The sequence below is a fragment of the Bariatricus sp. SGI.154 genome, from assembly GCF_050313795.1.
Classification (GTDB): Bacteria; Bacillota; Clostridia; order Lachnospirales; family Lachnospiraceae; genus CAMBRQ01.
Genome location: NZ_JBNPMC010000035.1, coordinates 15,206 through 34,357 on the forward strand (window position 1 = coordinate 15,206; position 19,152 = coordinate 34,357).

General features: G+C 44.2%; 16 protein-coding genes and 1 pseudogene. 12 read left to right on the forward strand and 5 right to left on the reverse strand.

The genetic code is table 11. From position 1 onward, the window contains the following. Positions 1-111: 111 nt before the first annotated feature. Positions 112-492: a metal-dependent transcriptional regulator gene (locus tag ACQRBN_RS13785; RefSeq protein WP_427739583.1), complete on the reverse strand. Its 381-nt coding sequence runs from the start codon at positions 490-492 to the stop codon at positions 112-114. 186 nt (positions 493-678) lie between these two features. Here ACQRBN_RS13785 and ACQRBN_RS13790 point away from each other — a divergent pair, with 186 nt between their 5' ends. The 12 genes and pseudogenes from ACQRBN_RS13790 to ACQRBN_RS13845 form a co-directional block, all read left to right on the forward strand. Continuing rightward, entirely contained in the window at positions 679-1,773 is a 1,095-nt protein-coding gene (locus ACQRBN_RS13790) for an FAD:protein FMN transferase (RefSeq protein ID WP_427739584.1), read from the forward strand. Between the two features lie 36 nt (positions 1,774-1,809). Next, positions 1,810-3,447 carry an FMN-binding protein gene (locus tag ACQRBN_RS13795; RefSeq protein ID WP_427739586.1) on the forward strand — a complete coding sequence of 546 codons (1,638 nt, stop codon included), beginning with the start codon at positions 1,810-1,812 and terminating at the stop codon, positions 3,445-3,447. Positions 3,448-3,456: 9 nt separating this feature from the next. Beyond that, positions 3,457-3,903, forward strand: coding sequence for an FMN-binding protein (locus ACQRBN_RS13800; protein ID WP_427739587.1), 447 nt, complete (start codon positions 3,457-3,459; stop codon positions 3,901-3,903). A 1-nt stretch (position 3,904) separates the two neighbouring features. Further along, on the forward strand, positions 3,905-4,777 hold the full coding sequence (locus tag ACQRBN_RS13805; protein WP_427739588.1) for a 4Fe-4S binding protein: 873 nt from the start codon (positions 3,905-3,907) through the stop codon (positions 4,775-4,777). A 91-nt stretch (positions 4,778-4,868) separates the two neighbouring features. Then, positions 4,869-7,331 carry a hypothetical protein gene (locus ACQRBN_RS13810; RefSeq protein WP_427739589.1) on the forward strand — a complete coding sequence of 821 codons (2,463 nt, stop codon included), beginning with the start codon at positions 4,869-4,871 and terminating at the stop codon, positions 7,329-7,331. A 195-nt stretch (positions 7,332-7,526) separates the two neighbouring features. Beyond that, entirely contained in the window at positions 7,527-8,465 is a 939-nt protein-coding gene (locus tag ACQRBN_RS13815) for a sugar kinase (RefSeq protein ID WP_427739590.1), read from the forward strand. Positions 8,466-8,597: 132 nt separating this feature from the next. Beyond that, on the forward strand, positions 8,598-9,338 hold the full coding sequence (locus ACQRBN_RS13820) for a Type 1 glutamine amidotransferase-like domain-containing protein (protein ID WP_427739591.1): 741 nt from the start codon (positions 8,598-8,600) through the stop codon (positions 9,336-9,338). A gap of 22 nt (positions 9,339-9,360) precedes the next feature. After that, positions 9,361-11,127, forward strand: a complete 1,767-nt coding sequence (locus tag ACQRBN_RS13825) for an ABC transporter substrate-binding protein (RefSeq protein ID WP_427739592.1) — start codon at positions 9,361-9,363, stop codon at positions 11,125-11,127. Continuing rightward, positions 11,096-12,157: a FecCD family ABC transporter permease gene (locus tag ACQRBN_RS13830; protein WP_427739593.1), complete on the forward strand. Its 1,062-nt coding sequence runs from the start codon at positions 11,096-11,098 to the stop codon at positions 12,155-12,157. Before ACQRBN_RS13825 ends, ACQRBN_RS13830 begins: the two co-directional genes overlap by 32 nt. A 2-nt stretch (positions 12,158-12,159) precedes the next feature. Continuing rightward, positions 12,160-13,251 (forward strand): ABC transporter ATP-binding protein, encoded by a 1,092-nt coding sequence (locus ACQRBN_RS13835; protein ID WP_427739594.1) that lies wholly within the window; start codon positions 12,160-12,162, stop codon positions 13,249-13,251. A 696-nt stretch (positions 13,252-13,947) separates the two neighbouring features. Further along, the gene (locus tag ACQRBN_RS13840) at positions 13,948-15,111 is read left to right on the forward strand and encodes a class I SAM-dependent methyltransferase (RefSeq protein WP_427739597.1); all 1,164 of its coding nucleotides are present in this window, start codon (positions 13,948-13,950) and stop codon (positions 15,109-15,111) included. A gap of 277 nt (positions 15,112-15,388) precedes the next feature. Further along, positions 15,389-15,511 (forward strand): annotated as a pseudogene (locus tag ACQRBN_RS13845) (helix-turn-helix transcriptional regulator); the annotation flags it as partial. Between the two features lie 730 nt (positions 15,512-16,241). Here the strand turns inward: ACQRBN_RS13845 and ACQRBN_RS13850 are convergent. The 4 genes from ACQRBN_RS13850 to ACQRBN_RS13865 form a co-directional block, all read right to left on the reverse strand. After that, positions 16,242-16,787, reverse strand: a complete 546-nt coding sequence (locus ACQRBN_RS13850; protein ID WP_002578721.1) for an AAA family ATPase — start codon at positions 16,785-16,787, stop codon at positions 16,242-16,244. 199 nt (positions 16,788-16,986) lie between these two features. After that, complete coding sequence (ant(9), locus tag ACQRBN_RS13855) at positions 16,987-17,763, reverse strand: aminoglycoside nucleotidyltransferase ANT(9) (protein ID WP_052084611.1); 777 nt, start codon at positions 17,761-17,763, stop codon at positions 16,987-16,989. Positions 17,764-17,787: 24 nt separating this feature from the next. Next, positions 17,788-18,558 (reverse strand): nucleoside phosphorylase, encoded by a 771-nt coding sequence (locus tag ACQRBN_RS13860; RefSeq protein ID WP_002578723.1) that lies wholly within the window; start codon positions 18,556-18,558, stop codon positions 17,788-17,790. A gap of 24 nt (positions 18,559-18,582) precedes the next feature. Continuing rightward, positions 18,583-19,152 (reverse strand): XRE family transcriptional regulator (locus ACQRBN_RS13865; protein ID WP_427739595.1); only part of this gene is annotated, 570 nt, incomplete at its 5' end.

Genomic DNA, 19,152 nt, shown 5'->3' on the forward strand with positions numbered 1-19,152 from the left:
TGAAAGTTGGGTACACCCCAAAGTACGATTGGGTACACCCTAAAGTACGATTAGGTACACCACATATGCTAGTTTGGGACGTAGTAAAAATGCATTTTACTACGTCCCCATTTAGTTGTTTTGAATGTAGTTTTTTATGGCTTCAAAACTTTCCGGGCTGATATCATGTTCCATCTTGCAGGCATCGTTCACAGCAGTTTCCGGATTTACGCCCAGGCGGATCAGCCAGTCAGAGATCAGTGTGTGGCGTTCGTATACGGATTCTGCGATTCTACGTCCCTCTGCAGTCAGGTGAATATGTCCGGTATCCCCAACCGTTATATAGTCACGGTTCTTCAGATTCTTCATTGCAACACTGATGCTGGGTTTTGAGTAGTTCAGATGATTCGCAATGTCAATTGAGCGCACTTCTGGAATTCGATTGCTTAAAACAAGAATCGCTTCCAGATAATCTTCGACAGATTCTTCTGATTTGTGTTTGGTATAACTCATCTTGTAGCCTCCTGCGAATTATTATAATTCTTATCCTAACATTTCATAGGGAAAAATACAAGGACGGATATTGTTGATAATTATTAATCAAAATAAATGATAACAATTATCAAAATCATTGACTAGAGAGTTGGTAAATGTTAGAATGTCAAAGTTAGCAAAACCTAACTTTGGAGAATGAAGGTAATGAAAAAGAGATTATGGATCGCATTATGCATGATAGGATGTATTTGCATCAGCGGGTGTAAGAACCATAGTGATGATGCATCCCAGAATGAAAGTCAGATATCGGAAACTACGAGTAATCAGAAGAATAGTTCTGAAGAAAGTTCCAATGAAGCGAGCCGGGAGTTATTTGCCATGGATACCTATATGACGGTTACGGCATATGGCGGGAATGCGCAAGAAGCAGTTGACCAAGCGGCAGTTGAGATCGAGCGGCTGGATGCACTTCTGTCTACCGGGCAATCAGACAGTGAAGTTGCACAGATTAATGAAAATGGCGGCGGTAATATATCGGAGGATGTGGAATACCTGCTTACGCGGTCATTAGAATTGTATCAGGATACAAAAGGGAAATTTGACATAGCCATCTACCCGGTTATGAAAGCATGGGGATTCACTGATGAGAACTACCGGGTGCCATCTGATGAGGAAATTGGAGAATTGTTGAAACTTACGGATGCATCCCGGATTCAATATGATGTGGATGAACACTCTGTGGGATTCCAAATGGAAGGAATGCAGATTGATTTTGGTGGGATTGCGAAGGGCTATACATCATCCAGAGTAATGGATATTTACCGGGAGTGTGGTATCGAAAGCGGTCTTGTCAATCTGGGCGGCAATGTGCAGGTGCTGGGAACTAAAACGGATGGCTCCCAATGGCGTATAGCGATTCAGAGCCCGGAGGATGAGAATGAATATCTGGGAGTTTTGTCGACGGAAGACCGGGCAGTGATAACGTCGGGAGGTTATGAACGATATTTTGAGCAAGATGATACTACTTATCACCATATTATTAATCCGACGACGGGGAGACCTGCCGATAATGGGCTTGTATCCGTTACGATTGTCAGTGCGGATGGAACACTGGCAGATGGGTTGTCTACCTCACTGTTCATCATGGGTAAGGATGAAGCGATAGAGTATTGGCGAGCACATAGCAGCGAATTCGATATAATATTGATGGATACGGACGAAGTGTTGTGGGTGAGTGAAGGAATTGCTGGGAGTTTTGAATCGGATTATGAAGTGAAAATAGTAGAAAAACAAAACTGATAGAGAAGGAAAGATCGTAGAGAAGGTGAATGAAGCGTGGAGAAAATAAAGAGGTTATCGGCATATGCACCGGTGCTAGCGGTAATTCTGGTAGCAGCGTGCATTATCGGTTCGCTGAGGGGATATGCGGTGCCGGTCTATGCGGAAGAAGACGGCGACGCAGTAGTGGAAGAAATGAACACGGAAGAAGAGCCGGAAGCAGTAAAAGGTTCTTTTAATCTGGAAGATGGTGTCTATGAAGGTACGGGGACCGGGTTTGCCGGAAAGATTACGGTGGCTGTTGAAATTAAGGATAAGACGATAGTGGCGATTAATGTGCTGAGTGTCGAAGCGGATGATACTGCATTCTTCAATCGTGCCAGGGGAGTGATTGATAAGATTATCGAGTCACAGAGTCTGGATGTGGATGTAGTGTCGGGGGCGACTTATAGTTCTAAAGGTATTATTCGTGCTGTAAAGAATGCGTTGACAGGTGAGACGGATAGCGGAGAGATTGCGGCGGCAGGAGCGACTTCGTCGGCAGCGGGATCTAAGACGGTCAGTGCGGCAGAAGATCCAAAAGCGTATAAGGATGGAACTTATTATGGTACAGGGACCGGATTTGCCGGACCTCTGACGGTGAAAGTCGTTGTAAATGGAGGAAAGATTGCATCTATAGATATTACGAATACAACGGATGGAAGCACATTCATCAGTAAAGCATCCTCGTTGATCTCGAATATTATTTCCACACAAAGTACGAATGTAGATACGGTGTCGGGTGCAACTTATAGTTCGGTGGGAATCATTGAGGCTGTTCGGGATGCATTAAAGCAAGCAGCAATAACGGATTCGGATGCCAATGTTTCTTCAGGAAATAATGGAGGACAAGATCAGAATCCGTCCCAGCCAGGAAGTTCTGGAAGCGTTGTGACTGGAACGATACCATATAATGAGGGAATCTACTATGGTACTGCGGAAGGATATCTGGGAGATATCACTGTTGCAGTTGTAATTCAGGATCATACGATAAAAGCGATTTTGATTACGAAGACGGAGGATGACGAGGCATTCTTAAGCCGGGCGAAAGCGGTTGCAGAGAATGTGGTTGCAAGACAGGATACGAACGTAGATCTGGTATCTGGGGCGACCTACAGTTCCAGAGGAATCCTGGATGCGATTAAGCAGGCGTTACAGGAGGCTGAGAATGTAACGAATGGTATCACGCCTGGCGATAAGCCTGGAAGCGATCCGGAGGGAGATGATCCTGACGAGAATCAGCCGGGGAATAAACCGGGAGATAATCCGGAAGGAGATGACTCGGGAGAGAATCATCCTGGGGAGGATACACCGGATGTAGAAGAAGGAATTGTGTATATCAATGGAGATTATACAGCGGTTGTACTATGTGAGCCGGATGAATATGGAGACTTTGAAGCGTATAATCTGGCGCTTAAGATTACTGTTAGGAGTGACCGGATCGTGGAAGTGGCAGATATCACTGGAGATGGTGATTCAGGTAATGAGAGATATATCAACCTTGCGATAAAAGGAAGAAGCGGCAAGCCTGGTGTTGTAACGCAGATTCTGGAAAAAAATTCTCTGGATGATATAGATGTGGTAAGCGGAGCAACCTGTACTTCTGATGCGATGATAGAGGCTTGCAGACAGGCGCTTGAGAATGCAAAAAGGTAGGCAGAATTTATGAAGACATTTTGGGTAAGATGTGTAAGTTGTGTGGCAATCGCTGCACTCTTGGGAGGATATAATCTGGTAATCGAAGCCAGAGAGAAAGAGGACCAGGTTGCCAGGCTGAGCGCAGAACTGGCAATAATGAAGGGTGATGCAGCGGATGCCGGTGAAGGTGATGCGGACAGCGTAGAGTATCAGGATGGCGCTTATACAGGTGAGGCAGATGGGTTCGGAGGTCCGATATCTGTCAAGGTTACGATTGACGGAGGCAAGATTGGACAGATACAGATTCTATCTGCCGACAACGAAGATGGAGCATATCTGTCTATGGCGCAGGATATCATCCCAGCGATCATTGATGCACAGAGCACAGAGGTAGATACCATAAGTGGAGCGACATTCAGTTCCACGGGAATAAAAAATGCAGCAGCCCAGGCATTAGAGGAGGCTGCTAAGTAGGATGAAGAAGATGGATATACATAACCTTACAGCAAAAGACAAGAAAAAGATACATACATGGGTAAGAGCAGTGATTCAGTTATTGTATTTCCTGTTTCTGCCTTCTGCCTACACGGCAGCATTCGCAGGAGTGAAATATATATTCACACAGATTGGAGAGGGCGAGAGAGTAGAACTTACGTCCTTCGTAGCAGTGCTACTTGTACTGTGTCTGTACACGATTGTATTCGGGCGGTTCTTCTGTGGATTCGCCTGCGCATTCGGAAGTCTTGGAGATGGTGTGTATGCACTGTATGTATGGATCTGTAAAAGGATGAAGAAGAAACCAGTCAAATTGAATGGGAAATTAACCGCTAAACTGGCAATGGTGAAATATGCAGTACTGGCGCTGATTGTTCTTCTGTGTTATGAAGGTATCTACGCAAAAGCGCAGGGAACAAGCCCATGGGATGTATTTTCCATGATACATGCCGGAAACTTTAAACTGGGTGGATATATTCCGGGGCTTATCATTCTATTACTGATTCTGGTGGGAATGTGCATACAGGAACGATTCTTTTGTAGATTCCTGTGTCCGATGGGAGCGGTATTCACGCTTCTCCCGGTGCTGCCATTCTTTTCGCTTCACAGAGACCGCGAGCAGTGTATCAAAGGATGCAGCGCATGTACGAAAAGATGTCCTGCAGATGTGGAACTGCCGGAGGCAGGTGAGGTTACTGTAAGCGGTGATTGTTTTCAGTGTCAGAAGTGTGTAGATACATGCCCGAAAGGGAATATACATTGCGGAATCCATGCTTTACGGGGAAATGAAGTTGTATTCACGGTGATTAAGGCCGTGATACTCCTGGGATTGTACCTATGGCTTGGAATTTGATAAGAGTACGCTTATGCGTACTTTAATTTAAGATTAATGGTTAGCATACGCTAACTTATTAATAAAATCTTATCAATAAAAGGAGGATAATATGAAGAGGAAAGAGTTACAAGCAAAGATTCTGGCTGGTGTTATGACTGTATCAATGGCTGCGAGTCTTTGTCCAAGTGTGGCAATGGCTGCGACAGGGTCTGAAGTGGCAGCAGATAACACCTATAGCGGCAAGGTAACGGTTGAATCAGATGATCCGCTCTCACAAAATGAATGGGGCTGGGATAATTATGAAGCAACGGTTTCTTTTGATGTTGTGGATGGAAAGTTTCGTAATATTACTGTGACCGGAGGAGCGGGATATACTGCTGACAGTAGATCATACTTAAATCAGGCAGTTAGTCTGATGAACACAGCGTTATCAGGTCAGGCAGCGTCAGAGGAGACGTTGAATTCCTATAATCCAGATGCGGTAAGCCGTGCAACCTGCACGAGGAAAGCGGTAAAAGAAGCCATGTTGAGTTTGATTAAGGAGGCTCCGACCGCTTCGACAACTACGCCGGTTGACTTTTCTGCTTTGAATGAGGCAATTCAGGCGGCAGAGGCACTGGATGGAAGTAAATATACCCCAGAGTCCTGGGGTGAAGTGGAGTCCAAACTGGAAGCAGCGAAGTCTGCTCTATCAGCAGAAGACCAGGCTGCTGTGACAGCGGCAGCAGAGGCACTGAATGCAGCGATTGCAGCACTTGTAGAGGCGGAGGAAGGAGCAACCTATGTTCTGATGAACATTCCTTATGCTGATTTCTATGCGGCAGAAGTGAATAACTCTGAGCCTGTGGATGCATTTTCATCTGCAACATTGAACAAGTCAAGAACTAACACAGGAGTCATGGCAAAAGGGTCTTATCATGTAAATGCAGACGGAAGTGATATTACAGGTATCACTTATCCTGTTAAGGTAAAGAATAGTGATCTTGACAAATTAGATAGCAAATTGATAGTTACAGATGAAGATTCTGTGACAATTAAAGTGACAAACAGAGGTCAGACAAGTACGAATACTTATACAGGTTCTGGCGCACTGTTCGAGAACGAAAGTTATTCTTACTACATATTAAATGAGAATGATACACCATCTTATTATAAGGAACTCATTGTAGATGAGAACGGTAAACTTAGTTTTGGTAAAGCACAGGGAACGATAACGGCTGTGTCAGGTGTGAAAGAAAGATTTACAACAGATACATCTTATGGCGATTATCAGTTGGATCTGGATGGCGTAGGTATTGATACGAATAGTGATACAGTATATGGAGTTGTTATCAGTACGACGGATGGATCAGGATATGGACTCCGTCATCTTGAGAATATTTGGAAGGGTATTGAACTTGCATGGTGTACAGGGTATACAACAGCGGTACATGGCTGCCCGACCGCATCAGATCATTATAAGACTATGATGGGAAAGACCATAGATAAAGTAACATACTATACATCGAAAGGAATCTTAGATGTTGATTTGGAGGATATCTATGTGCCGGTGAAATTTGGCGGAGAAGTACAGGTTGAGAAGGCAGCGGTAACAGCAGGCGAGACAAGTATTACCATGTCAGAATTGCCGAAAGAATATGTACCGGTATATAGTGTAAAAGATTCAGAAGGAAATGATCTGGACGTAAAAGTAAATGGCAATGTCCTGACATTCGCTAATGCTTCAAATGGACTGTATACATTGACAGTAAGCGATAAAGGTAAAGTATATGCGGATCTGATTACTACATTCGAGTTGTATACAGAAGATATTCCGGCAGTATACAATGCTGATATCAAGGCACCGGCTTTGGTAGTGGCAGACGGGGCAGAAGCAGTTGACTTTGAACAGTATATTAAGAATGTTACGACGGTTACGGTTAACGATAAGGCATATGCGGCAAGCGGAAGAGGTTCTATAGCAATCATTAATAAGGATGAGAAGAAGGGCACTCTTGGAACGATCGATACATCTGTGAAATCCGGCGATTCACCTATCTTCGAAGAAGGTGCAAGATATACAATTGCAGTAGCATCTACTGGCTATGCAGATCTGACATTCGTATATTCTACGGTTGATACTTCTGTATTAGACAGCGTGATCGATAAAGCAGAAGGTCTGAACCAGAGTGATTATAAAGAAGGCTGGGATGCACTTCGGGCAGCACTTGCAGTGGCAAAAGAAGCACAGGCAAATGGTACGAAAGAAGATGTAGAAAAAGCGGCAGCAGATCTTGAAACAGCAATTGCGGGACTGGTGAAAGTTGATGTTAACGGTGGTGATAACAACAATGGTGAAAATGATACGAATAACACTACGAATAATACGAAGAATAACGCTACGAATAATACAACCAACAATATAACCAACAATACAACCACCAATAAGACAACTAAGAAAGACAAGTCATCTGGTGCAGCAAAGACAGGTGATCCGGCAGGTATCTTTGGATTGCTTGGACTTGCAGCAGCATCCGCAGGAGTTGGCGGATTTACCCTGAGGTATAAGAGAAAAAGAAGAGATGAAGAATAGAACAACTGGCTAGTCAGTGTGTTCGAAGAAGTGGGTATCTTGAAAGAGGTACCCGCTTTTCTTATACAGGAATTCATCTTCATTCAGAATATTGTAATCCGTATGTCGGTTTGATACAATAAAGGAAATGAATACTACGCAGGCTTATATAGCCGCAGATAGAAGAGAATGACCGGTATGTAGGAGGTAACAGGGATGACAGATATATTGGTAATGGGTGAGATGCTTGTCGAGATTATGCGTGACCGCGAGAATGTACAGTTGTATGAAGAGGGAATGTTTAGAGGTCCTTATCCAAGCGGCGCACCGGCAATCTGCATTGATACGGCAGCGCGTCTTGGCTGTAAGACAGCGATCATAGGCGGAGTCGGGAAGGATGATTTTGGCAAATGTCTGTTGGAGCGTCTTAAAAAGGATGGAGTCGAGGTAAGCCATGTGATAGAAAGTGAAGAGCGTTCAACCGGATGTGCATTCGTTACATATTTTGACGATGGTTCCCGGAAATTTATCTTCCATATGGGGAATACTCCGGCGGTGGAAGCCAGGGCTCCTGAACCGGGAGAATTTGAAACAGTAAAATATATGCATATCATGGGGTGCTCTCTGATGGCGAATAGGGATTTTGCGCAGGAGATATTAAAGACGATGTGTCTGCTTTCTGGAGATGGCACGAAGATATCTTTTGATCCTAATATCAGAAAAGAATTATTTACGGACGATTCGATCCATGCAGTAATCCGCGAGGTGATGGACAATACCAGCATTTTTCTCCCGGGTGTGGAGGAATTGCTTCTGATTACAGGAGAAGCATCTGTGGAAGCTGCTGTAAAGAAGTGTTTTGAAAATCCTGTACTTGAGATTCTTGTGTTAAAGAATGGTTCAAGGGGAAGCAGAATCTATACAAGGGATGAAGTGAAGGAAGTTGGCGTCTATAAGGTGGAACAGTTAGATGCTACCGGAGCCGGTGATTGTTTTGACGGGGCATTTCTGGCGGGGCTTGTACAGGGAAAAAGTATCGAAGAAGCGGCACGGATGGGAGCGGCAGCCGGAGCATTGAATGCGGCCGCATTTGGACCGATGGAAGGAAAGATCAGTCCGGAGACTGTCAGGCAGATGATGGAAGCAGGAATGTAATGATTGAATGCGGCTATCATTAAGGTTATAATAATTGAAAGTATACTCATTCGAGCATCCCGTAATACATGCCTTCGGCTGGCGGGCTTCGCCCGATAATGTATAATTATAAAAGAAAGAGAAGGAATATATATGATATTATTTTTAACCAGCAGCCCGTGCAGCAACGATGTGCCAGAAGGGCTGGACATACCGTGTATTTTGAATGAGGCGAATGAATTCGTTGCAGAACTTTCGAGGAGTTGGAAACCGGATTCCCAGTGTCTGATTATCAGTTCTGATCCGGAGAATTTTGAGATGAATGATGAGATGATGGAGACATTCTATCATGCATTCTCCTATCATGGACTTACGATATCGGATATGGCTGTCTGTGATGAGCGAAATGCTTCAGATATCGCTGACCTCATTGCCATGAGCGATGCAATTATCCTGGCGGGTGGTCATGTGCCTACACAGAATGCTTTTTTTGAGTGGCTTGGCTTGAAAGAACTGATTCAGGATTATGAGGGAATCGTGATGGGAATCAGTGCCGGAACGATGAACTGTGCCGATACAGTTTACGCGCAGCCCGAACTTGATGGTGAATCCATAGATCCGGACTACCAGAGATGGATTCCGGGGCTTGGTCTTACGGATGTGATGATTCTGCCCCATTATCAGGAAGTAAGAGAGAATATACTGGATGGAAAAAGGCTATATGAAGATATTACTTATCCTGACAGTATGGGAAACAGATTCTATGTGCTGGTAGATGGCAGTTATGTGTTAGTGCAAGATGGAAGATGTGAACTTCGCGGTGAAGGTTATCTGATTGAGGATGGATGTATTGTGCAGATCTGTGAAGAAGGGGAGTTTGTGGAACTGAAGTAAGAATCAGGAATGAGAAATTATTATGAGAAGAATAAAAGACAACAAGAATAGATGGGCTAGTTTTGCTCTTGTACTTCTAATGCTTCTGATGAGTATTGCGGGATGTGCCAAAGGGAAGGATCATACAGATGATGCGGCAGAGACTGACAGAGAAGCCTCTGTAGAAAGCGATGCTTCTGACATAAACACGAATGAATCAACTTTTGAGAGAGGTGAGATACCTGAGATTGAGGGGCTTACTTATGAGAAGACATTGGAACTGGATTACGCGACAGAATTCGCCGTGTATTATTATCAGGATGGCTATGAAGTGATTGATGTATATGACAGCGCAAGATACCTTGTTGTGCCGGAAGGGCGGGAGGCGCCTGAGAATTTGGATCAGGATATCGTTGTGCTTTGGAAGCCTCTGGATAAGATCTATCTGGCGGCAACTTCTGCAATGGCTTTATTTGACGCGCTTGACTCTGTTGATGCTATCCGCCTGTCAGGTACAGATGCCTCTGGCTGGTATATCGAAGATGCAGCCACGGCTATGGAGACAGGAGATATGCTCTTTGCGGGGAAATACAGTGAGCCGGATTATGAACTTATGGTTGATGAGGGCTGTGATATTGCCATAGAATCAACGATGATCCTGCATACGCCGAAGGTACAGGAGATGATTGAAGATATTGGAATTCCGGTGTTTATTGACCGTTCCAGTTATGAGACGCATCCACTTGGAAGAACAGAGTGGATTAAACTGTATGGAGCTTTGATGGATAAGGATGAAGAAGCAAAAGTGTTCTTTGATGAGCAGGCGAAAGTGATTGAGGAACTGAAAGGCTTTAAGAATACGGAGAAGACAGTGGCATTTTTCTATGTGAATACTGACGGTTCCGTGGTTGTCCGTAAGGCAGATGACTATATCCCGGCCATGATCGAGATTGCCGGAGGAAGATATGCTTTCGATGATCTGGAGAATACAGAGAATCAGAGTTCATCAGTAAAACTGACGATGGAAGAGTTCTACGCTGCGGCGGTAGAGGCGGATTACCTGATCTACAATTCAAGTATTGATAATCCAATTGATACGGTGGATGACTTGCTGGCTAAGAGTGAATTGTTTGCGGAGTTTAAGGCAGTAAAGACTGGCAATGTATGGTGTACCGGGAGATATCTGTATCAGGCAACGGATGTTGTAGGGAATCTGATTGCGGATATTCATCTGATGCTTACAGGTGGAGATGTCGGTGAGATGCATTTCTTATATAAAGTGGATATGGATTCTGCAGAGGAAGCGGCAGAGGAAGCGAAGGAGCAGGAGAAAGTGGGAGGCATTGGACAGTCCGAGATTGACCTGGCAGACGGGACATATGAGATTGAAGTAGATATGGAAGGCGGAAGCGGCAGAGCATCTATCTCTTCTCCGGCAAAATTAACAGTCGAGGATAAGCAAGGGACAGCATCGATTGAATGGAGCAGTTCCAATTATGATTATATGCTTGTAAATGGAAAGAAGTATCTCCCTGTCAACACGGAGGGGAATTCTGTATTCGAGATACCTGTTCTTGTGTATGATGAGGGGATGACGGTAATCGCAGATACGACGGCAATGAGTACGCCTCATGAAGTAGAATATGTTCTTACGTTTCACTCGGAATCATTGCCGATAGGGAAGAAGAATCCAGTCCCTATGGCAGCAATTGTCGTAGTGATTGTGATTGGAGCGGCGGCGGTGGTTCTGATGACGCAGAAGAAAAAGATGAGAGAGTATGGCGAGAGAAAGAATGGCAAAGGAAAGTAATAGTTTTCATGAAGAAAATTTCAGACGGAGGAGCAGGTATACGGTTGTATTTCTGACAATGATTGTAGCATTCTGCGTGATTACAGTACTGAATATCAATACGGGGAATGTAGATATATCTGTTTCGAAGATCTGGGAGATTCTATTCGGTCATGGTGGAAATGATGTGGAATATAGCATTATCTGGAAGATAAGATTGCCAAGAATCCTTATGGCGGCAATCCTGGGCGGGGCGTTGTCCCTGGCCGGTTTTCTGTTACAGACTTTCTTCTCTAATCCGATTGCGGGACCATTTGTACTGGGAATCTCTTCGGGAGCGAAGATGGTGGTGGCGCTTACAATGGTCTTTTTCTTAGAGCATGTTGGCTCATTTTCTTCGTATACGCTGATCTTGGCTGCATTTATCGGCTCATTGATCTCGATTGGATTCATCCTGCTGATGAATCGAAAGATTCATCATATGGCGACGCTGCTTGTGGGTGGTATTATGATTGGCTATATCTGCTCAGCAATTACAGATTTTGTTGTTACTTTCGCAGAGGATTCGGATATTATTAATCTGCATGGCTGGTCGCAGGGAAGTTTCTCTGGTATGAACTGGAGTAATGTAAGGGTTGCTGCAGTGATGGTTGGAGTTACGCTTCTGTTAACATTTTTCTTGTCCAAGCCGATTGGTGCATATCAGTTGGGAGAGGCTTATGCTCAGAGCATGGGGGTAAATATCAGGGCATTCCGGGTGGCGCTGATTCTGTTGTCTAGTATATTTTCTGCGTGTGTGACCGCATTTGCCGGACCAATCTCTTTTGTTGGAATTGCTGTCCCCTATCTTGTACGGCGGGCGCTGAATACGGCGAGACCGTTGGTGGTGGTTCCGGCAACATTCTTAGGCGGAGCAGTATTCTGTATGATGTGTGACCTGATTGCAAGGATGGCATTTGCCCCGATGGAACTGAATATCAGTACGGTAACGTCTATATTCGGAGCACCGGTGGTGATTGTCATGATGCTGCGCCAGAAGAAAGGAAGATAGAGATGGCAGATTATTATTTTCAGATGCAGAATATGTCGGTGGGCTATAATGGAAAAACGTTGATCCATGATATCAATATCGGGATTAACAAAGGCGAGATTGTAACACTGATTGGTCCCAATGGTTCGGGAAAATCCACCATCTTAAAAAGTATTACAAGGCAGCTTCGGATGATTGGCGGGACAGTGTATTTTGAGGATCGAAATCTTCGGGAATTGTCTTATAAGGAATTGTCTACGCAGATGGCAGTGGTGCTGACTGAGCGTATGAAACCGGAACTTATGACATGCCATGATATTGTAGCAACCGGGCGGTATCCATATACTGGGCGTCTTGGAATTCTTTCAAGAGAAGATGAGGAGAAAGTGGATGCAGCGATGGAGGCAGTCCATGCCCAGGAACTTGGAAACCGAGATTTTAATGCCATCAGTGACGGGCAGAGACAACGGGTACTGCTCGCAAGAGCAATCTGTCAGGAACCGGATATTATCATATTAGATGAGCCGACTTCTTTCTTAGATGTTCGTCATAAGTTAGAATTGCTTTCGATTCTTGGCAAGATGGCGAAGAAAGAGAAGATTACGGTGATTATGTCTTTGCATGAGATTGACCTGGCACAGAAGATCTCGGATAAGATTCTGTGCGTGAAGGGAGAGACAATCTCCCATTACGGCGTGCCGGAAGAAGTATTCCGGGAGGATATTATCCGGGAATTGTATGAGATTGATAACGGATTTTTTGATCCGTGTTTTGGAAGTATCGAATTGCCGCAACCTGCCGGAGAGCCGAAAGTTCTTGTAATATCATCTTGTGGAAATGGGATTCCGGTTTATCGGCGTCTTCAGAAAGAGAACACACCGTTTATTGCAGGAATATTGTATGAGAATGATGTGGATTATCAGTTGGCAAGGCTTCTGGCTTCGCAGGTGATTGTGGAGAAGCCATTTCAGGAGATTGGTGATGAGGCTTATCAGGAAGCACTTGAGGCGGTGCGAAAATGTGACAGGGTGATTGATGCGGGAGTAGAGATTGGAATGTGTAACCGACGGATTGTGGGATTGTTGGAAGAGGCGAAGCGGTTGGGAAAACTATAATCGGGGAGTGGACTCTGTATGATGGGAATTTAATGTAGAAAATGGAGTGGCGGAGGTGTACGGTGGCAAGGGCAGGAAAGGTGTGGGCTGTAGCCGGATTATTTCGCCAAGACCTCGTAACAGAAAAAGATACCGTCAGTTCTAATCGGGCATATTCGCCGTAAGCCCTTGATGGCCTTACGACTCAGATGCTCTCGAAACCAGGACTTGTGGTCCTGGTTTCGTACGAACTGACGATATCTTTTTCTGTAACGGGGCCTAAGGCGAAATAATCCGACCACAGCCCACACCTTCCCTGCTCTTGCACCTGACATCTCCGTGGACTCAAGGCTTTCTCCATTGGGGGTATTCCGGCGGGGTGCGTGTGGAACGGTATTGGTGGGGATACATATTGGAGGTGTGTGGGGAGGAAGAAAACTTTTGTTTATTTCATGAATATGATTCGTTCCACTTCCAATCTGTTACCCATCCAACAACGTGTCCCACGCATCCCGCCAGGAATCCTCTCCATTCATGAAGAGTCACACCTAAGAATGTCAGGCAGAGAGGGGCTGTACACCTTACGAATTACTCTTCATGAACAAAATTCCCCAATCATCAGGCCCCTGAACCCTTATAATTTTAGAAATATTGTATAGCAACCTGAAAATCATGGAAAACTTCTGTCATAGCATATTATGGAAAGAGGGCAGAATGATGATAGCAGAAAATATTTTAATTGATTTCCTGAAGAGATTTGATGAATATCCTTTTCTGGTGAAGGTAAAAGAAAAAGAATATCTGATTGGTGAAGGAAAGCCAACATTTACAGTGAATTTCCATAAGATGATACCGATTGGAGAATTGATGACCAGTACATCACTGGCACTTGGAGAAGCATATATGGATGGGACGCTGGAGATTGAAGGCGATCTGTATGATGCGCTGGATCATTTCCTGGGGCAGATGGGGAAGTTTCGGACGGATGAGAGAATATTGAAAAAGTTAATTTTCTCCTCGACAGCAAAGAAGAATCAGGAGCGGGAGGTTAGAAGCCACTATGATTTGGGAAATGATTTTTACCGATTATGGTTGGATGAGACGATGAGTTATTCCTGCGGTTATTTCAAGAATGAGGAGGATACGCTTTATCAGGCGCAAGTCAATAAAGTGGATTATATCCTGGAGAAATTGCATCTTACGGCGGGAATGACGCTTCTGGATATTGGCTGCGGCTGGGGATTTCTTTTGATTGAAGCGGCAAAGAAGTATGGGGTGTATGGCATGGGGATTACTCTTAGTGTGGAACAGTATAAAGAGGCGCAGAGAAGAATTGCAGAGCAGGGATTGGAAGAAGTGGTGAGGGTTGAATTGATGGATTACCGGGACCTTCCAAAGTGCAAGATACAATTCGACCGGGTGGTAAGTGTAGGAATGGTAGAACATGTAGGGCGTGAGAATTATCAGTTATTCCTGGATTGCGTAAGTAAGGTCTTGAAGCCGGGCGGGTTGTTCCTTCTGCATTTTATCAGTGCGCTTAAGGAGCATCCGGGGGATGCATGGATAAAGAAGTATATATTTCCGGGTGGCATGGTACCAAGTCTTCGGGAGATGCTTTCCTGTGCATCGGAGGATGATTTCCATACATTGGATGTAGAGGATCTGCGGCTTCACTATAACCGTACATTGCTTTGCTGGCTTGCGAATTATCGGGAGCATCTGAATGAGATTCGGGAAAAGTTTGATGAGAGGTTCATACGCATGTGGGATATGTATCTGGCCTCCTGTGCGGCGACATTTCATAATGGGATCATCGATCTGCACCAGATGCTGATGTCGAAGGGGATTAATAATGAACTGCCGCTGGTAAGATGGTATTAGGAATGAGATTGAAAATAATTTAAAAAGAAATTATATAGTTTCCCATTCGCTTATATAATAAAGCATCTTTTCGATATTGACTAAAAATGATATGATTAATAAGGATGATATATAGCCAGTAGAAAATATAATCCGGGTATGAAAAATAGCAGCTGCAACTGCCGGGTGCGGAATTTCTAAGCGCACTTGGTAGTTGTCAACCAGGTTTTTTGGTAATATATGGGCAAGACGTCTGAGAGATCTATTAGAAATGTTGATAAGAAAGGATCAGAGAATTATGATATTAGCGGAGAAGATTATTCTATTAAGAAAAAGGAATGGATGGTCACAGGAAGAACTGGCAGAGCAGTTAGGCATATCCAGACAGTCCGTGTCCAAATGGGAATTGGGGGGTTCACTTAGATAAAGATACCACATCAATCCCACGCTGACTTTTGCTCAACCGATACAGCCGGAGGGCTGGATAACAAGAAAAGGCGGTATGCGCCCCGTGGAGGGGTAGCGTACCGCCTTTTCTTGTGGGGGTTTCCAAAGGGGGCAACGCCCCCATTTGGCACACGACTTTGCGAAGCAAAGTGTAGTGTGTTATACGCTCTGTCGGCGTTGCCGTGAAAATGCCGTTGCCGCCGGGGAGGGCAAGGGCATTTGAAGCGGCAGGAAAACAGGGCTGTGCTTGCGTGGCGTAGAGCCGTAAGCACAGGTCTGGTTTCAACAGCAGACTGGGCGTATATGAAAGCCCCCGTCCCTCGTCCTACGCTCCGACTTGTGGACAAAGTGTCCCGAAGTTGTGGCTACACTCCCGGAAAAGTAACAGGACAGCGGGCAACCGTCAAGGCTGAAATGAACGGGCTTACACCCGGCCTTGACCGCCACCCGCCGTTCCGCTGAATGGGTGAACAAGGCGACCAATCCCTCAAAGTGCTTGGCCGCTCTCTTTCTGATTTTGGAGTGTTTCTTTTCTCATAATTGAAATGGGCGGGAAGCCATTTTAGGGCTTTCCCGCCTTGATTGCCCATCAGCAAAGCCAGACGGGACGGTCAACGGCGGCGCATGAAATGCGCCGTTCATCTTGACCGTTGACTGGCTTTGCTATTTCTCTGATAAATGAAATTTCGATTTTTAGAAATCGTTTAAGATAGCAATGCGGCTCCACTTGAAATTTTTTCTTTTACTGCAAAAACAGCCTCTTGGATAGAATAGGTTGTCGTTTCTATAACATTCGATTCATATATCCCCAAATTACAAAATTGCTCCCACATTGTTTCTACTAATTCAACATTTGTTTTTCTGTCTAATTTTGAACGTTCCACAGCTCGTTTCATAGTTTCTTCTTTACTGGCTCTTAAAACAATATAGTGTACTTCATAATCTTCTCGAACAAGGGCTCTCCATGGTTCTAAAAACCACGGCCCGACAATTCCATCTACAATTACATCATATCCGCCGCGGGCATAGCGCTTTGCAGCTTCTAAAAAGGCTTCAATGACAACTAAATTTTGTTCGTTGGACTCTGGTAAATGCGGCGGTATTGCTCCTTTGCTTAAATAATGAAAAAAGTCGTCTGTGTGCATATGCACAGATTTATCCATGTTCGATTCTTTTGCGACAATCGACGCAGTTGTTGTCTTTCCTGTTCCCGGCGAACCTGTAATCACAATAATTCTTCCTTGATTCATCTACATTCTCCCTCGCAATTCAGATTTACCGCTCTCTTTCTGATTTTGGAGCGTTTCTTCTCTCAAGATTGAAATGGGCGGGAAGCCATTTTAGGGCTTTCCCGCCTTGATTGCCCATCAGCAAAGACGGGCGGGACTGTCAACGGCGGCGCATTTATGCGCCGTTCATCTTGACCGTTGATTGGCCCCGCTAACTTTGCTACTCTGTTCTAAGTAATTCCTCAATTTGTTTTTTCATATATTCTACAAGTGCCATCGCTTCCTTTTCTACTGTCTCCCATTCATCAGACAAATTTCCCAAATAAGCTTCCTTTGCCGTTGTTAGCAGGGGGGAAAATCTCTCCGGCAATTTTAAAATTACCCATTTTGCGGCAACATCTTTTGTCGTGATTTCTTCTGTTACTAAAGTAAACCACATTCGTGATAAGGTTAATAACACATTTCTTTCATCACCCTTAAAGCTGGAAATCAAACCAGGTAAAGAAAACCGAATTGCTTTTTTAATTTCGTGAAATGGGATAGCGGGAATAAGCTCTTTGCTTTCCGCCCCCTTCAAAGTTATGCTATTTTTTCTTGCTTGCCATAATAAAATCATTATATCTGGGTCATTGCAGGCTTGCGGATATTCTCCTGCTTCCATCTCTCCCCTTAGCCATTCACCATACATATACTGACATTTTGGCGGAAATTGCAACGGAACAATATCAGATTGATTGATAATAGTTACCTCTAAAGGTCTTTTTTCAATACAGCCTACGGAGCCAGAAATTTTCAATAATTGCTTTGTTAGATCTGCTCTGATTGAATTACTCAATTCTTGTTTAGTAATTATCAGTATATCTATATCACTATCTGGACGCAGCCCATTCATTGTTGCTGAACCATATAAATATATCCCCAATATTTGACCTTGTAATATGGTTTCTGCTATTGAAATAACTTGATTTACTTGTTGTGGAAATTCATTTATATTCATTGTAACTCCTATATGTATTTATTTTTACTCCTCAACAACTGATAAAACAGCGTCTAAGGCTAATTCTAAGGCTATGGATATACTTGTTTTTCCCCATTCTCTTTCTTGGTATTTATGAGGGTCTGCAAGAGTATCGGCTGAAAAAAGCAGCATAGCCCATGTAACTTTTCTAAATTTTGCACACGCCGCCAATGCGGAACATTCCATTTCTACTACTTGACATCCCTCTTCTTTCCGATACTGAACCATTTCTACTGTTTCTCGATAAAAACCGTCTGTTGTCCATGTTTTAACTTCCCAATATGGTATATTCTTTTGGCTTAAAGCAGATTCAATCGCATTTATACCAGCCTTTGAAATCTCTACTTCTCGGGAGGGAGGAAGATAATGGTAAGATGTTCCCTCATCTCTCAATGCAGAAACAGGTATCAAAAATCTATTTTCCGGGATGTCTTCCAATACGCCGCAGGAGCCGACGGAAATAATCTTTGTTACACCCCCTGCAATTAAATATTCTAAAACTTGGACGGCAGCAGCACTTCCCACAGGAGCCGGACATAGACATATTTTCTCCTGATTATAAAGACATTCATAAATAGGATATCGTCTTGTTGCACTTTCAAATTCATCTATCTGTATTCCATCATGGGTATGTGCATAATTTTCAACCTCGTCTCCTAAAAAAGCAAACACTGCTTTTGCAGGAAAACATTTTTTCCCATTTCCCGGCTGAAAAACAGCTTTTGATGCGGTATCGTACTCTAAAACAGGGTAGTCATGCTTTACTAATGGCATATTATTATCTCGAATAACAGGCTATTATTCTATTCCTTTCATCATCTTTTTTGCCAACTGCTTGAACAGGTCGGCAGTTTCTTCATCCATCGGTGCAAGCTGTCCGATCTGTCCAGCTATCATCGCCGTTACATCGTCAATGGAAAGCGGTTTTTGTTTCTGTTCCGCCAGTGCGTCCCGCATGGCTTGGAACATAGCGGCGGTCACAGCTTCTCCCGGCTGTTCCCCGTTGTCAATGTCTTTCTTAATGTCCCGCAGGATAGCCAGGAACACATTTTTGATTTTTTCAATCTCCGCTTCATGTTCCCCCATCTTTTGGGCGTTCAAAAGCTGTAAATCCTGCTTCGCTTCCGCCCGGTGTTCCGGGTGTTCTTTCATCAGGTCGGACAGGGAAGCCGTTGCCATCTCGATAAGCTGGTTTCTTGCTGTTATGCCTTTTGCCGCTGTGTCCTGAAAATAAATCCGTATCAAATCTATCAGCTTAGGAAAATTCCTGTGTTCCAACAGGCGGTTGAGGATTTGCACATCAACAGCACCCGTCACGAGCCCCCTCACGGCTCCCTCGGACAAGCCTAATTCAGAAATATCGTAGCT

Bases quoted from the DNA above. Each gene is read 5' to 3' on its own strand.
- ACQRBN_RS13800 (WP_427739587.1), top strand. From the start codon at position 3,457: ATGAAGACATTTTGGGTAAGATGTGTAAGTTGTGTGGCAATCGCTGCA.
- ACQRBN_RS13785 (WP_427739583.1), bottom strand. From the start codon at position 492: ATGAGTTATACCAAACACAAATCAGAAGAATCTGTCGAAGATTATCTG.
- ACQRBN_RS13840 (WP_427739597.1), top strand. From the start codon at position 13,948: ATGATAGCAGAAAATATTTTAATTGATTTCCTGAAGAGATTTGATGAA.
- ACQRBN_RS13820 (WP_427739591.1), top strand. From the start codon at position 8,598: ATGATATTATTTTTAACCAGCAGCCCGTGCAGCAACGATGTGCCAGAA.
- ACQRBN_RS13860 (WP_002578723.1), bottom strand. From the start codon at position 18,558: ATGCCATTAGTAAAGCATGACTACCCTGTTTTAGAGTACGATACCGCA.
- ACQRBN_RS13805 (WP_427739588.1), top strand. From the start codon at position 3,905: ATGAAGAAGATGGATATACATAACCTTACAGCAAAAGACAAGAAAAAG.
- ACQRBN_RS13815 (WP_427739590.1), top strand. From the start codon at position 7,527: ATGACAGATATATTGGTAATGGGTGAGATGCTTGTCGAGATTATGCGT.
- ACQRBN_RS13790 (WP_427739584.1), top strand. From the start codon at position 679: ATGAAAAAGAGATTATGGATCGCATTATGCATGATAGGATGTATTTGC.
- ACQRBN_RS13835 (WP_427739594.1), top strand. From the start codon at position 12,160: ATGGCAGATTATTATTTTCAGATGCAGAATATGTCGGTGGGCTATAAT.
- ACQRBN_RS13825 (WP_427739592.1), top strand. From the start codon at position 9,361: ATGAGAAGAATAAAAGACAACAAGAATAGATGGGCTAGTTTTGCTCTT.
- ACQRBN_RS13850 (WP_002578721.1), bottom strand. From the start codon at position 16,787: ATGAATCAAGGAAGAATTATTGTGATTACAGGTTCGCCGGGAACAGGA.
- ACQRBN_RS13830 (WP_427739593.1), top strand. From the start codon at position 11,096: ATGGCGAGAGAAAGAATGGCAAAGGAAAGTAATAGTTTTCATGAAGAA.
- ACQRBN_RS13810 (WP_427739589.1), top strand. From the start codon at position 4,869: ATGAAGAGGAAAGAGTTACAAGCAAAGATTCTGGCTGGTGTTATGACT.